At 73.8% G+C, this 14,215-nt stretch carries 15 protein-coding genes; 11 read left to right on the top strand and 4 right to left on the bottom strand.

Translation table 11 applies throughout. From position 1 onward, the window contains the following. Window positions 1-9: 9 nt before the first annotated feature. The 3 genes from ACQP04_RS26360 to ACQP04_RS26350 all read left to right on the top strand — a co-directional run bounded on the left by ACQP04_RS26360 (window position 10) and on the right by ACQP04_RS26350 (window position 4,706). Window positions 10-624, top strand: coding sequence for a hypothetical protein (locus ACQP04_RS26360; protein ID WP_433503254.1), 615 nt, complete (start codon window positions 10-12; stop codon window positions 622-624). A 541-nt stretch (window positions 625-1,165) separates the two neighbouring features. After that, a complete protein-coding gene (gene nrdR / locus ACQP04_RS26355; protein WP_433503253.1) occupies window positions 1,166-1,669 on the top strand; it encodes a transcriptional regulator NrdR in 504 nt (167 codons plus the stop codon). A 133-nt stretch (window positions 1,670-1,802) separates the two neighbouring features. Then, entirely contained in the window at window positions 1,803-4,706 is a 2,904-nt protein-coding gene (locus ACQP04_RS26350; RefSeq protein ID WP_433503252.1) for a vitamin B12-dependent ribonucleotide reductase, read from the top strand. A gap of 71 nt (window positions 4,707-4,777) precedes the next feature. Here ACQP04_RS26350 and ACQP04_RS26345 read toward each other — a convergent pair whose 3' ends face one another. Further along, window positions 4,778-5,782, bottom strand: coding sequence for an alpha/beta fold hydrolase (locus ACQP04_RS26345; RefSeq protein WP_433503251.1), 1,005 nt, complete (start codon window positions 5,780-5,782; stop codon window positions 4,778-4,780). A gap of 203 nt (window positions 5,783-5,985) precedes the next feature. Between ACQP04_RS26345 and ACQP04_RS26340 the strand changes: the two genes are divergently transcribed. Further along, window positions 5,986-6,444, top strand: a complete 459-nt coding sequence (locus ACQP04_RS26340; protein ID WP_433503250.1) for an NUDIX hydrolase — start codon at window positions 5,986-5,988, stop codon at window positions 6,442-6,444. Here the strand turns inward: ACQP04_RS26340 and ACQP04_RS26335 are convergent. Continuing rightward, a complete protein-coding gene (locus ACQP04_RS26335; protein WP_433503249.1) occupies window positions 6,425-6,661 on the bottom strand; it encodes a hypothetical protein in 237 nt (78 codons plus the stop codon). The two genes, ACQP04_RS26340 and ACQP04_RS26335, sit on opposite strands and share 20 nt — an antisense overlap. Before the next feature lie 670 nt (window positions 6,662-7,331). Then, the gene (locus ACQP04_RS26330; RefSeq protein ID WP_433503248.1) at window positions 7,332-8,135 is read right to left on the bottom strand and encodes a transglutaminase-like domain-containing protein; all 804 of its coding nucleotides are present in this window, start codon (window positions 8,133-8,135) and stop codon (window positions 7,332-7,334) included. 75 nt (window positions 8,136-8,210) lie between these two features. On the opposite strand from ACQP04_RS26330, the gene ACQP04_RS26325 reads away from it, so the two are divergent. Further along, window positions 8,211-9,188, top strand: a complete 978-nt coding sequence (locus tag ACQP04_RS26325; protein ID WP_433503247.1) for a pirin family protein — start codon at window positions 8,211-8,213, stop codon at window positions 9,186-9,188. 7 nt (window positions 9,189-9,195) lie between these two features. Here ACQP04_RS26325 and ACQP04_RS26320 read toward each other — a convergent pair whose 3' ends face one another. Continuing rightward, a complete protein-coding gene (locus tag ACQP04_RS26320; protein ID WP_051738157.1) occupies window positions 9,196-9,408 on the bottom strand; it encodes a helix-turn-helix domain-containing protein in 213 nt (70 codons plus the stop codon). A 228-nt stretch (window positions 9,409-9,636) separates the two neighbouring features. Between ACQP04_RS26320 and ACQP04_RS26315 the strand changes: the two genes are divergently transcribed. The 6 genes from ACQP04_RS26315 (at window position 9,637) to ACQP04_RS26290 (ending at window position 14,210) form a co-directional block, all read left to right on the top strand. After that, window positions 9,637-10,326 (top strand): transglutaminase-like domain-containing protein, encoded by a 690-nt coding sequence (locus ACQP04_RS26315; protein ID WP_433503246.1) that lies wholly within the window; start codon window positions 9,637-9,639, stop codon window positions 10,324-10,326. A gap of 33 nt (window positions 10,327-10,359) precedes the next feature. Beyond that, the gene (locus ACQP04_RS26310; protein WP_433503245.1) at window positions 10,360-11,430 is read left to right on the top strand and encodes an MBL fold metallo-hydrolase; all 1,071 of its coding nucleotides are present in this window, start codon (window positions 10,360-10,362) and stop codon (window positions 11,428-11,430) included. Between the two features lie 68 nt (window positions 11,431-11,498). Next, the gene (locus ACQP04_RS26305; RefSeq protein WP_433503244.1) at window positions 11,499-12,401 is read left to right on the top strand and encodes a hypothetical protein; all 903 of its coding nucleotides are present in this window, start codon (window positions 11,499-11,501) and stop codon (window positions 12,399-12,401) included. Window positions 12,402-12,620: 219 nt separating this feature from the next. After that, the gene (locus tag ACQP04_RS26300) at window positions 12,621-13,109 is read left to right on the top strand and encodes a DUF3145 domain-containing protein (RefSeq protein ID WP_037052402.1); all 489 of its coding nucleotides are present in this window, start codon (window positions 12,621-12,623) and stop codon (window positions 13,107-13,109) included. Between the two features lie 46 nt (window positions 13,110-13,155). Beyond that, on the top strand, window positions 13,156-13,701 hold the full coding sequence (locus tag ACQP04_RS26295; RefSeq protein WP_433503243.1) for a hypothetical protein: 546 nt from the start codon (window positions 13,156-13,158) through the stop codon (window positions 13,699-13,701). Between the two features lie 47 nt (window positions 13,702-13,748). Beyond that, on the top strand, window positions 13,749-14,210 hold the full coding sequence (locus ACQP04_RS26290; protein WP_433503242.1) for a VOC family protein: 462 nt from the start codon (window positions 13,749-13,751) through the stop codon (window positions 14,208-14,210). The last annotated feature ends 5 nt before the right edge of the window (window positions 14,211-14,215 follow it).

Here is a 14,215-nt window from a genome sequence, read left to right as displayed (position 1 = left end):
GAGGTCGTCATGGATCCCAGGAGTGCAGTGCTCGCGGGGGCGTCGCGAACCGGGGTGTCGCGGGCCGGTGTGTCGCCGGTCGGGGCGGACGGTCCGTCGGCGGCGGTCGAGGAGCCGTCCGAGGTTCCGGTCGAGGCGCCGGGCACGTGGGGCGGTGTCCCGGCCGAGCGGCGGGCCGACCTGCGTCCGGGCGCTCGCCCGCAGAGCCGCGCGCGTCCGCAGGGCCGATCGGGCCCCGCGGGTCGCGACGGGGTGGGGCGCGCCCACGCCGTCCGGAGTCGCCCCGGTGCGGCGCCCGAGCGGGTGCCCGAGCGGGTCGTCGGTGCCTACGCGTCCGGTGCCCGGGCGCGGCTGGTCCGCCCCCTCGACGGTCCCGCGGTCGTGCCGGGCTGCCGGCCCGTCGCCCGCCCCCGGCCCGCCCTGGCCGACTCGCGCTGCGTCCCGGCGCCGCGTCCCCGCCTCTCCCGGCTCTCGCGCTACGAGCGGACCGGGGGCGCCCGCCGCCTGGCCGGCGAGGCACGCACCGGCGTGGTCGACCGCGCGCTCGCCGTCGTCGCGGTGGCGCTGGCCTCGGCCACGGTCGTCGTCGTGCTCGGGCTGCTCGCCGACCTCGTCGCGCGATGAGCCGCCGCCCTGCGCGGGCGGTCGGGGCGGAAGGCGCGCTGAGCCGTCCTTTTCGGGCGCTGCCGTCACGGTGTCCGCTGTGGAGGCGCGCCTGGAGCGGGTGGGGCACGTGATCGGTCCTGTGAGTGGCGTGGGTCTCCCGCCGGGCACGGTGAGTGCCAAGTCCACCGACACGCCGGTGGGTCCGACACGCCGGGTCGGAGCGGGCGTCGCGTTCCCCGCAGTTCACCGGCGTGTCGCCGATGCGGCGAACGGTCCCGGGCCCGCGTGCCGGGCGATCGGCCGGTCGGCGGCGGCGCGGGAACCAGGTGTGACCTGCGGGCCGTCACGGGGTGTCGCCACGCGGCCACCGGGGCACCCGGGGACGGGTCGCCCGCGGCGTTCGTGAGAGGTTCCTTCCCGATCGGGGGAAGTCCGCACGACCCGCCGCACGGAGATGGCGCGACCCCTAGATGTTGTGGTTACATCCGTGTCGTTCGCCTACAGGTTGGGTTCGGCGCAGTCCGGACCGCCGGGCGCGGTCGAGTCGGGGGAGGTCCGCATGCGGTGCCCGTTCTGCCGTCACACGGACTGCAAGGTGATCGACTCCCGCGAGGTCGACGAGGGCGCGGCGACGCGTCGCCGCCGCTCCTGCCAGGCCTGTGGGAAGCGCTTCACCACCGTCGAGGAGCCGGTGCTCGCGGTGCTGAAGCGCAGCGGCGTCACGGAGCCGTTCAGCCGCGACAAGGTCGTGAGCGGCGTGCGCCGGGCCTGCCAGGGTCGGCCGGTCGACGAGGACGCGTTGCAGAAGCTCGCGCACCGCGTCGAGGAGGCCGTCCGGGCGGGCGGGACCGCGGAGATCCCCAGCCACGAGGTGGGGCTGGCGATCCTCGGTCCGCTGAAGGAGCTCGACGAGGTGGCGTACCTGCGCTTCGCGAGCGTGTACCGCTCCTTCTCGTCCATCGAGGACTTCGAGAAGGAGATCGCCGATCTGCGCAGGGCGGCTGCCGGGGAAGCAGCCGACCGGCGGGACCGGGCCGGACGGGGTGCGGGGCCGGCCGGATAGGGGTCTCGAGGGACCAGTGGGGCCGACCCGGACTACGGAAGTCGAGCCGACCCCGATCTCGCAGGCAGGACACCCCCCGTCGCCCCAGCCGGCGGAGGGTGCAGCACATGGTCGGATGCGAATGAGGGAGAGCATGACGGAGACCGTCGGGGCGGAGTCCGCCGGAAGCGCCGCGAGCACGTCCGGTGCCAAGGGCTCTGCGGGGGGAACGGGTCGGACCCGGGCCGCGAAGGCCGGGAAGGGCGTCAGGCGCGGCCTGACCGTCGAGCGGCTCCACACGACTCCCGGGGTGCACCCGTACGACGAGGTGACCTGGGAGCGCCGCGACGTCGTCATGACCAACTGGCGCGACGGCAGCATCAACTTCGAGCAGCGGGGCGTCGAGTTCCCCGACTTCTGGTCGATCAACGCGACCAACATCGTGACCAGCAAGTACTTCCGCGGCGCCGTCGGCTCCCCGCAGCGCGAGTCCAGCCTGCGCACGCTGATCGACCGGGTCGTCGGCTCCTACCACCGCGCGGGCGTCGAGCACGGGTACTTCGCGACGGACGAGGACGCCGAGATCTTCGCCCAGGAGCTCACCTGGATGCTGCTCCACCAGGTGTTCAGCTTCAACTCGCCGGTGTGGTTCAACGTCGGCACGGCGTCTCCGCAGCAGGTCAGCGCCTGCTTCATCCTCGCGGTCGACGACACCATGGAGTCGATCCTGAACTGGTACCGGGAGGAGGGCCTGATCTTCAAGGGCGGCTCCGGTGCCGGCCTCAACCTCTCCCGCATCCGCTCGTCGAAGGAGCTGCTGTCCTCCGGTGGCACCGCCTCCGGCCCGGTCTCCTTCATGCGCGGCGCCGACGCCTCCGCCGGCACCATCAAGTCGGGCGGCGCCACCCGCCGGGCCGCGAAGATGGTCGTGCTCGACGTCGACCACCCCGACATCGAGGAGTTCGTCCAGACCAAGGCCAAGGAGGAGGCGAAGATCCGCGTCCTGCGCGACGCGGGCTTCGACATGGACCTGGGCGGCTCCGACATCACGTCGGTGCAGTACCAGAACGCCAACAACTCCGTCCGCGTCACGGACGAGTTCATGCACGCGGTCGAGGGCGGCACCGACTTCGGCCTGCGCTCCCGCACCACCGGCGAGATCATCGAGCGCACGGACGCCCGCACGCTGTTCCGCGGCATCGCCCAGGCCGCCTGGGAGTGCGCCGACCCGGGTCTCCAGTACGACGACACGATCAACGACTGGCACACCTGCCCCGAGTCGGGCCGGATCAGCGCGTCGAACCCGTGCTCGGAGTACATGCACCTCGACAACTCCAGCTGCAACCTGGCCTCGCTGAACCTGCTCAAGTTCCTGGGCGGGGACGGCCGGTTCGACGCCCCGCGCTTCGCCAAGGCCGTCGAGCTGATCATCACCGCGATGGACATCTCGATCTGCTTCGCGGACTTCCCGACGGAGCCGATCGCGGACACCACGCGCAAGTTCCGCCAGCTCGGCATCGGCTACGCCAACCTCGGCGCGCTGCTCATGGCCACCGGCCACGCGTACGACTCCGAGGGTGGCCGCTCGCTCGCCGCCTCGATCACGTCGCTGATGACCGGCGCGGCCTACAAGCGCTCCGCCGAGCTCGCCGGCGTCGTCGGCCCGTACGAGGGCTACGCCCGCAACGCCGAGTCGCACCAGCGCGTCATGCGCAAGCACGCCGCGGCCAACGACGGCTACCGCACCTTCCCGGCCAGCACCGCGATCCAGAAGCTGGCCACGATCACGTGGAAGGAGGCGCTGGCCTCCGGCGAGAAGAACGGCTGGCGCAACGCCCAGGCCTCCGTGCTGGCCCCGACCGGCACCATCGGCCTGATGATGGACTGCGACACGACCGGCATCGAGCCGGACCTGGCGCTGGTCAAGTTCAAGAAGCTGGTCGGCGGCGGCTCCATGCAGATCGTCAACCAGACCGTGCGCCGGGCGCTCGACCAGCTCGGCTACCAGGCCGAGCAGGCCGAGGCGATCGTCGAGTACGTCGCCGAGCACGGGCACGTCGTCGACGCGCCGGGCCTGCGCCCGGAGCACTACGAGGTCTTCGACTGCGCCATGGGCGAGCGCTCCATCGCGCCGATGGGCCACGTCCGGATGATGGCGGCGGTCCAGCCGTTCCTCTCCGGCGCGATCTCCAAGACGGTCAACATGCCCGAGGCCGCGACCATCGACGACGTCGAGAAGATCTACCTCGAGGGCTGGCGGCTCGGCCTCAAGGCGCTCGCGATCTACCGCGACAACTGCAAGGTCGGCCAGCCGCTCTCCGCGGGCAAGAAGGCGAGGTCCTCCTCGGAGATCGAGAAGGCCGAGGCCGAGCCGCAGGTCGTCGTCGAGCAGCGGCCGGTGCGCAAGCGCCTGCCGAAGAAGCGCCCGAGCCAGACCGTGTCCTTCACGGTCGCCGGGGCCGAGGGCTACCTGACCGCCGGCTCCTACCCGGACGACGGGCTGGGCGAGATCTTCGTCAAGCTCGGCAAGCAGGGCTCGACCCTGGCCGGCGTCATGGACGCCTTCTCCATGTCGATCTCGGTCGGCCTCCAGTACGGCATCCCGCTGGAGTTCTACGTCTCGAAGTTCTCCAACCTGCGCTTCGAGCCGGCGGGTATGACGGACGACCCGGACGTCCGGATCGCCACCTCGGTGCTGGACTACCTGTTCCGCCGTCTGGCGCTCGACTACCTGCCCTACGAGAAGCGCGCCCAGCTGGGCATCTTCTCCGCGGCGGAGCGCGCGTCGCAGGTGGAGCAGGACTACGGCTCGGGCCCGATCGACACCGATGTGGACCTCGATGCCGTCCGCTCCAGCGTGGACACCACCCCGCCGTCGACCGAGCCGGCCGGTGTGGACCCGGCGCCGGTCGAGGTCGGGAGCTCCACCGAGCTGCTCGAGCTGCGGCTGGGCAAGGCGGCGGACGCGCCGCTCTGCCTCACCTGTGGCACCAAGATGCGGCCCGCGGGCTCCTGCTACCTCTGCGAGGGCTGCGGCTCGACCAGCGGCTGCAGCTGAGTCCCCGCTGACGGACGGCCCCGCTCCCGCACTCCGGGAGCGGGGCCGCCCACGTTCCAGCGGAACGCGGGTCAGGTGGCGGAGCGTTGGGCGGAGGGTTCGACGGAGGCGACGGCGTTCGGGGTGGCGCGCAGGAGCTGACGCCACTGCTCCGGGCTCCAGCGGGCGGGTTCGGTGCCCGAGAGGAACTCCTCGAGCAGGCCGACGAAGCGATGCGGGTCGGTGTGGAAGGGGAAGTGCCCGGCATCGGGGAAGATCTCCAGCCGACTGCCGGGCATCGCCTCGTGGGCACGGTGCCCGTGCTCGACCGGCACGATCGCGTCGCGTCCGCCCCACACCAGCAGCGTCGGCATGCCGCGGGTGAGGTAGCAGCGGTCGAGCATCGTCACGACCTGGCCGCGCCAGTCCACGACCGCGCGCAGGGTCCGGATGAACGCCGCGCGGGAGGTCCCGTCGGGCAGGGCGTCGACCACCCGGAGCATGTCGGGCCCGTCGCGGCCGAGCCCCGTGCCGAGCACCCGCAGGGCCTCGACGACCGCACCCACCTGCCACCGCATGGTCGGCAGGCGCAACGCGTGCAGGGCGGCCGTCGCGCCCGGCAGCGTCATCGCCCGCAGCACCGGGTTGACCTCGGGGCCGGCGCCGCCGCTGCCGACCAGCACGAGCCGCTCGGTGCGGTCGGGGAACTGGTAGGCGAACTGCATCGCGACGCCGCCGCCCAGCGAGTGCCCGACGAGCGTGGCGCGACGGATCCCGAGCACGCCGAGCAGGTCGCGGACGCCGTTGGCGTAGGCGGCGACCGAGTAGTCGGCCCGCGGTTTGTCCGAGCGACCGTGGCCGAGCAGGTCGGGCGCGATCACCAGGTGGTGCCGCGCGAGGGCCGGGATGACGGTCTCCCACGTCGTAGAGCTGTCGCCGATCCCGTGGATCAGCACGACGGCCGGACCCGACCCGGCGACGCGGAAGGCCCGCCGGTAGCCGTGGACGATGCGGAAGCGCAGGTCGGCGTCGCGCGGCGGCACCGCCCCGAGGCGGCCGCCGGTCGACCGAATGCGTGGGCGGGCCGTTCCGGCCATGGCGTCACCTCCCGCGGTCTCGCGTTCGGCGTGACGCTAGGCGCGCGGCATTACCGCCGTGTTGCCCCGCGGTGTGCAGCGCCGTTCGGGTGGCCTCGTGCGCGTCAGGATCCGCATCCGGGCAGCGGAACGTCCGATTCCCGGGCGTTGCCCTGCCGAACCGTGGATCTCGGGGCGTGGGTGCGGCGGCCTACGGTGAGGGCGTGAGTCCGCGTTACCAGCTCGTGCCCGCCGCCTACGTCGTGCTGCGCCGTGAGCCGAACGAGATCCTTCTGCAGCTCCGGCAGAACACCGGCTTCCGCGACGGCTTCTGGGCGACCGCCGCGGCCGGGCACGTCGAGAAGGGCGAGTCCGTGCTGGAGGCGGCGGTGCGGGAGGCCCGGGAGGAGCTGGGTGTCGAGATCGCGCCCGCCGACCTGCGTCCGGTGACCGCGATGCATCGCACCGAGGCCACGGGCGACCCGATCGACGAGCGCGTCGACTTCTTCTTCACCTGCCACCGCTGGGCGGGCATGCCGCGGCTGGTCGAGAGCGCCAAGGCCGCGGATCTCGGCTGGTTCCCGCTCGACGCCCTGCCCGATCCCGTCGTCCCGCACGAGCGGGTGGTGTTCGAGGCGCTGCGCGGCGACGGACCGGCGGCGATCACGACGCACGGATTCTGACGCCCGCCACCACGCCCTCGCAGCTGCGGACCGCCGCGCGAAGGGCCCGTCGCGCCGAGGGATCGAGCAGCGGGTCGTCGATCCGGCGTCGCCAGTGGACGGCGGCGCGCAGCGCGGCGGCGTGCAACTCGCCTGCGGGGGTTTCGGAAGGGAAGCCGAGCCGCGGCTCCGCAGCCGATGACGCGAGCAGCGCACAGCCCGCTCCGGCCGTGATCACCAATCCAGTGCACCTGCCGCGGTCAGAACAGCCCCCGACGCACCCCACCGGCGATCGAGCCGGCCCGCAGCCTTGCCGGCGGCCCTGCAGCCCATGACGCGAGCAGCGCACAGTCCACACTAGCCATGATCACCGAGTCAGTGCGCCTACGGCGGTCCGAACAGCCACCAGCGCACCACACCGGCGATCATGCGGGGTCCGCATCCCAGGGCGGTACCGCAGCTGGCACCGCGACCAGTGCACGACCCGACGCCGCCATGATCACCGGACCGCTGCGCCTGTGGTGGTCAAGCCTGCCACCGACGCACGACACCGACGCTCATACCGGGCTTGCAACCAGGCCGGCCGGCCCACAACCGACGACGCGACCAGTGCACAGCCCGCGCCCGCTATGAGCATCGTTGCGGTGCGCCTGCGGCGGTCGGGACAGCCACCACTGCACCGCACCGGCGATCATGCGGGGGCCCGCAGCCAGGGCGGGCCGGCCCGCAGCCGACGACGCGACCCCTACACGGGCCCCGGCGCCGCCCATGATCACCAATCCCGTGCGCCTACGGCGGCCAGGACAACCACCACCGCACCACACAAGCGATCACCGCGCCCAGCAACCACCCCGTGCCCCGCCGCCGTCAGCCCCCGACCACCGACCACCCGAGCCGCCGACCCACTCTCACCCCAGCTCCATCACCGCGCCGGATTCCTCCTTCGGCAGCTCGTCGACCACCGCCATGACCTGCATCGACGTCAGCTCGACGACGCCGTGGTGGGTGGTCAGGAAGGCGGTGTCGGCGGCGTCGCGCCCGGTGTGGATCCGCAGCATCGACTCCCGCGGGGCGAGACCGGTGGCATCGACCACCACCCACCTCGTCCCCGTCCACGCCTCGACGACGGCGTGGAAGTCCATCGGGAACAGCCCCGGCGCGTAGACGGCGACGAGCCGGGCGGGCACGTCGAGCGCCCGCAGCAGCGTGACGACGAGGTGGGCGTAGTCCCGGCACACCCCCTCGCCGAGGAGGAGGGTGTCGACGGCGTCGTCCGTCGGCTTGCTCGACCCGCCGACGTAGGCGAGCCGGTCCCGCACCCACCCCGTCACGGCGGCGATCCGCGCCTCGGCCCCCTCGACCGAGCCGAACTCCCGGCTCGCGGTGGCCAGCAGCCGGTCCGACGGGCAGTACCGGCTGGGTCGCATGGCGAGCAGCCGGTCCATCTCCGGGGACAGCGGCGGCGCCGGCATCTCCTGCCGCCCCTCGACCTGCGCCACGTACTCCACGACCAGTTCGCCGGGCGCGCAGTCGAGCACGTGCGTGCGCCCGCCGTGCCCGGCGTCGAGCTCCCGCGGCGGGTCGAGGACGGTGTCGTCGAGCGTGAGGGTGAGCCGCTCGGAGGTCGCGCCGCCGGCGACGGCGATCTGCAGCGCCATCAGCGCGGGTTCGGAGACGGTCAGCTGCAGCCGGGCGGTCACGTCGCGTCGCATCGCGGAGAGTCTGTCAGGCCGGTATGACGCGGGCATGTCGGTGCGTGCCCGTATCGTCACGTCGGGGGTGGTCGTATGTCCGACGTGACGACCGATCCGCGGGTCACGGTGTGCGAGTCGCGGGCGACCGGCGGGCCGGTGAGCGAGCTGCTGGAGCCGCGGCGGGTGCAGCTGGGGGAGAGCACCGAGGTCCGCCGGCTGCTGCCCAGCCTGGGCCGGCGGATGGTCGGGGCCTGGTGCTTCGTCGACCACTACGGGCCGGACGAGATCGCGGCCGAGCCCGGCATGCAGGTGGCGCCGCACCCGCACATCGGGCTGCAGACGGTGAGCTGGCTGCTCGCGGGCGAGGTGCACCACCGGGACTCCCTGGGCAGCGACGTGCTGATCCGGCCCGGCGAGCTCGGGCTGATGACCGCGGGCCGCGGCATCGCGCACTCCGAGCAGTCCCCGGACCCGCACTCGCCGCTGCTGCACGGCGCCCAGCTCTGGGTCGCGCTGCCGGGGGAGGAGCGCACGGTCGCGCCGCGCTTCGAGCACCACGCCGACCTGCCGCAGGTCACCACGCGGGGCCTGCGCGCCACCGTCCTGCTCGGGGAGCTCGGCGGGGCGCGTTCGCCGGGCCGGGTGCACAGCCCGATCCTGGGGGTCGACGTCCGGCTCGCGGCCGGTGCGGCCACCGTGCTGCCGCTGGAGCCGGACTTCGAGCACGCGGTGCTCACCGTGTCCGGCGCTCCGGAGGTCGACGGCCGTGTCGTGGCCCCCGGCACCCTGCTCTACCTGGGCACCGGACGTCGGGAGGTCCCGCTGCGGGCCGAGCCGGAGAGCCGGTTCCTGCTGCTCGGGGGCGCGCCGTTCGCCGAACAGCTGGTGATGTGGTGGAACTTCGTGGGGCGCAGCGGCGAGGAGGTCGCCGCGGCCCGGGCGGGGTGGCAGGCGGAGATCGCCGGGGGCGCCGACCACCGCTTCGGCGCCGTCCCCGGGTACGAGGGCCTGCCCCTCGCCGCGCCCGAGCTGCCTCCGACCCCGTTGAAGCCGCGAGGCCGCGAGCGCTGAGCCCGGCTCAGCCCGCTTCGTACCGCGCCGCGGCGATCAGCTCCTCCACCGCGCCCTTCTGCACGCGGAAGGACCGGCCGAAGCGCACCGCGGGCAGCTCGCCGCTGTGTACGAGGCGGTAGACGGTCATCTTGGACACGCGCATCCGCTCCGCCACCTCGGCCACGGTGAGGAACGGAGCGCCGATCACGTCCGGGTGGTCCCGATCCCCTGTAGCCATGCCGTGCGCCCCTCCGCCCTGTCGGCGCCCGACCCTCGTCCGGGCCCGACGCGCTCACCTGTGGTGTTCCTGTGCGGGAACCCTAGACGACCCAGCGTCACCGTCCGGGTGGTTCCGGCTGTCCCGAACGAGTGGAAACAGTGCGTTCTGCGACGGATCGTCACCGGTGATCGACGCAGTGTGCTCACGGTGCGTCGTCACGCGCGGCGAGCGCCTACGCTGCGACGGGTGAGCGCCAGTGCCGATGCCACCCTCCCGGATCCCGCCCTCCCCGAACACCTCGCCCCCGCGGGCTTCGTCGACTCCGACTCGCCCGAGGTCCGCGCCTTCGCCGCACGCGCCGCCGGCGCGGCGACCGATCCCGTCGAGGTGGCGTCGCGGCTGTTCGAGGCCGTGCGCGACGAGATCTGGTACGACCCGCACCACCTCTCGACCGATCCCGCCGACTACCGGGCCAGTGCGGTGGCCACGGCGCCGAGCAACTGGTGCGTGCCGAAGGCGGTCCTGCTGACGGCCGCGGCCCGGGCCCGTGGGATCCCGGCCCGGCTGGGGTTCGCCGACGTCCGCAACCACCTCACCACGCCGCGGCTGCGGGAGCGGATGGGCTCGGACGTCTTCGTCTTCCATGGCTACACCGACCTGCACGTCGAGGGCCGCTGGGTGAAGGCCACCCCGGCGTTCAACGCCGAGCTGTGCGCCCGCTTCGGCGTCTCGCCCATCCCGTTCGACGGCCGCTCGGACGCCCTCATGCACGAGTTCTCCGGCGACGGCAGCCGCTACATGGAGTACGTGCACCACCGCGGCGTCTTCACCGACCTTCCCCTCGACCTCATCCTCACCACGTTCGACGAGTTCTACGGGCGGGGGCGGATGACCGGCGGGACGCAAGGTGCGGAACCCGACACCTTCGTCCGGTGAGAAATGAACGATCGTTCGACTAGTATCCGGCGGGTGGTAGCTCCGACCGTCACCGACGACGACCCGAGCCTCTCCGGCGCCGACTGGACCGCCGCCGGCGTGTTCCGCGTGGCGGAGGGCGTCTACCGGATCCCTCTCCCGCTCCCGAACGACGGCCTGCGCGCGGTCAACGTCTACGCCGTCGCCGACGAGCGCGGCGGCGACCCCGGCTGGACGCTCGTCGACGCCGGCTGGGCCCTCGACGAGTCCCGCGCGCTGCTCGACCGGGCCATGCGGGCGCTCGGCTCCGACCTGCGTGAGGTGCGCCGGTTCCTCGTCACGCACTCGCACCGCGACCACTACACCCAGGCGATCACCATTCGCCGCGAGTTCGGGGCCGAGGTGCTGATCGGGGCAGGGGAGCGGGTCAACCTGGAGCGGGTGATCGATCCCGCCCACGCGGAGTCGCAGAACTCCGTGCCGCGGCTGCGTCGGGCCGGGGCGCCGGAGCTCGCGGCCGCGATCGAGCGCGCCGGCCGCGACCACGTCCGGGACATGAACGGCTGGCTCCTGCCGGACGGATACCTCGAGGACCGGTCGAAGGTCGTCGTCGGTGAGTCCCGCACCCTCGAGGTGATCGAGACGCCCGGGCACACGCGCGGACACGTCGTGTTCGCCGACGAGGTCAACGACCTGCTCTTCGCCGGCGACCACGTCCTGCCCCGGATCACGCCGTCGATCGGCCTGGAACCGGTGCCGACGCCCAGCCCGCTGTCGGCCTTCCTCACGTCCCTGCGGCTGATCCGCGAGCGGCCGGACGCGGCGCTGCTGCCGGCGCACGGGCCGGTCGGGCGGCGGGTGCACGAGCGGGTCGACGAGCTGCTGGCGCACCACGGCGCCCGGCTCGACGCCTCGCTCGCAGCCGTGTGCGAGGGACGGCACACGCCGTACCTGGTCGCGCAGGCGCTCCCGTGGACGCGGCGGAACCACGCGCTCGCCGACCTCGACCGGTGGAACGCGATGCTCGCGATCCTGGAGACGCAGCACCACCTCGAGGTGCTCGTCGAGCGCGGCGCCCTCACGCGGACGGAGCAGGAGGGCGTGCTGCACTACGCGCTCGCCTGAGCCGAACGACGCAGGACACGCCGGAACCATTGGGCCATCCGGCGTAACTCACCCCGTACTCTCCGTGCATGCTCTCGACCCGGGGCGTGCTCGGCGGGCTCGTGGCGACCTCGCTCGCCACCAGCCTCGCCGTCGGCGCGGGCACCGGGGGCGAGGTCGCCGTGCCGCCGGCCGCGCCCGTCCCCGTGTGCGCCGAGGCGGGGCCCTACGCGCCCCCGCCGCCGGACAGCGTCGGCACCCCGGCCGGGCTGCGGCTCTGCCCCGTCCGCGCCGCCCTCGAGATTCGCACGCCCGGAGCCGTGCTCGACGGGCTGGACCTCACCGGTGGCCTGGTGGTGGCCGCCCCCGGCGTGGTCGTCCGGCGGAGCCGCATCACCGGCGACGGCACGGTCGCGGCCGGCGTCCGGACGCTCGACGGCGGCTCGGTCCGGATCGAGGACACCACCCTGACCGGCGAGTTCACCGACGTCGCCGTCGACGGCCCGGACTGGGTGGCCGAGCGCATCGAGATGACCGCGGTCCGCGCCGACGGAGCCCGGCTCGGCCCCGGCGCCACTCTGCGCAACAGCTGGCTGCACGACTTCGCCCCGCGGCCCGACCGCCCCGTCGACGCCATCACCCTCGCCGCCCCGGAGGGCGACGTGCTGGTCGAGGCCAACCGGGTCCGGCTCGGCACCGGGCCCGGCCTGGGCAGCGCCGTGCTGGTGGACCCGGCCGAGACGGCCCGGCACGAGAGCGCCGGCGACCGAGAGCGGCACGCCGAGCGGCGCGGCCCGGTGGTCGTCCGCGACAACGAGCTGGGCGGCGGCCGGTACACGCTGCGGCGGGACGCGGCGGCGGCGCCGCTCGCCGTCCTGCGCATCACGGGCAACCGCTTCCACCGCGACGCCGGCGCCGCCCCGCTGCGCGTCCGGGGTGCCGCGGAGCTGCGGGACAACGTATTCGTCGACGGGGGAGAGGTGCGGCGATGATCGCGGGGAGGCCCGGGTGCCCATAGTCGATCGACACTCCCGGCGGCGTGCGACACGCCGCACCCACCGTCCAGTGCTGGCACGCACGGGCGGGATCGGGCAGAGTGATCACGCACAGTTCGATCCCGTCCGGGCCGAAGGACCCGGAACGCCGGCCGACGCCGACGACCGTGGACGTAGGGGAAGACGATCCACGTCTGTCAGAAGCGGAGGTCTGCAGTGAGCACACGCGGCGTGGTCCACGTCCACTCGTCGCCGACTGCGGTCTGCCCGCACGTCGAGTGGGCGGTCTCGGGCGTCCTCGGTACACGGGTGACGCTCCAGTGGAGCGCGCAGCCGGCCGTACCGGGTCAGCTGCGCGCGGAGTTCAGTTGGACGGGACCCGTGGGGAGCGGCGGCGCGCTCGCCGGTGCCCTCCGGGCGTGGCCGATGCTGCGCTTCGAGGTCACCGAGGAGCCCAGCACGGGCGTCGACGGCCAGCGGTTCTGCCACGTCCCGGGGCTGGGGTTGTGGACGGGCCGGATGAGCGCCAACGGCGACGTGCTCCTGGGCGAGGACCAGCTCCGCACGATCATCGCGGACGGGCCCGCGTCGATGCTCGCCGCACGGATCTCCGACGCCCTGGGCGAGGCCTGGGATGCCGAGCTCGAGGCCTGCCGCTTCGCGGGCGACGGCGCACCCGTCACCTGGTTGCACCAGGTCGGCTGACGCGCGTCTGCTCCGTCCGGAGCAGCGCGCGGGGCACACTGTCCCCGTGCGGAACGCGGTGGCGGTGGGGACGGCCGGGGCGCTCGCCCTGGTGGTGGTCGCGGCGGCGGCCGCGGCCTGGCTGGTCGGCGGGCGGGCGTTCGAGGCGGGGGCGCCCACGGACGCGCCGGCTGCGGTCCCGGCCACAGGGGCCGGTCCCGCGACCGTCGAGCTCAGCCTCGACACCCTGACCCACCCGCAGCACCTCGCCGTGCGCGAGCGGCTGCAGGCCTACTTCGACGCGATCAACGCCCACGACCACGCGGCCTGGGCGGCCACCGTCACCTCCGATCGGGCCGCGGCGCAGCCGGCCGGGACCTGGCTGGCGGGCGTCCGCAGCACGCAGGACGGCACGATCCGCGTGGACCGGATCGAGGACGCCCCGGACGGCGTGCTGGCGCTGGTGCGCTTCACGAGCACCCAGGACGTCGCCGACGCCCCCGCGGACCTCAGGGTCGGGCGGATCTGCTGGCGCAGCGCCCTCCCGATGACCGGGGCCGCGCTCGCGATCGGCGCCGGGGCGCCGGGCAGCACGCTCTCCCGGCCCTGCTAGGGCGCCGGTCGTCCGATTCTGTCGGTGCCGGGTGCCAGGGTGTGCCCATGAGCCGCCACATCCAGGTCACCGTCGACGCCCACGACCCGCGGGCGCTGTCGTCCTTCTGGCGCGAGGTCCTCGGCTACGTCCATCCCGGGCCGCCCGGGGTCGACCTGCCCGAGGGCGCCGACCCGCTGGCCGCCTGGGACGACTTCCTGGCGCGGATCGGCGTCCCGGAGGACCAGCGCAACTCGAGGTCGGCCATCGAGGACCCGGAGGGGCAGGGCCCGCGGGTGTTCTTCCAGCAGGTCCCGGAGGACAAGGTCACCAAGAACCGCGTCCACCTGGACGTCCGGGCGGCTCCTGGGCTGCAGGGGGAGGAGCGGATGGCCGCGCTGGAGGCCGAGTGCGCGCGGCTCGTCGCCCTCGGGGCCACACGGCTGCACCGCTCCGAGCCCGCGCCCCCGATGAGCGCGGGCTTCCTCGTGATGGCCGACCCCGAGGGGAACGAGTTCTGCCTCGACTGAGGCAG

The sequence above is a fragment of the Pseudonocardia halophobica genome (assembly GCF_050948485.1).
Classification (GTDB): Bacteria; Actinomycetota; Actinomycetes; order Mycobacteriales; family Pseudonocardiaceae; genus Pseudonocardia; species Pseudonocardia halophobica.
The sequence above is the reverse complement of the archived record's forward strand: the minus strand, read 5'-3'. Positions and strand labels throughout refer to the sequence as shown.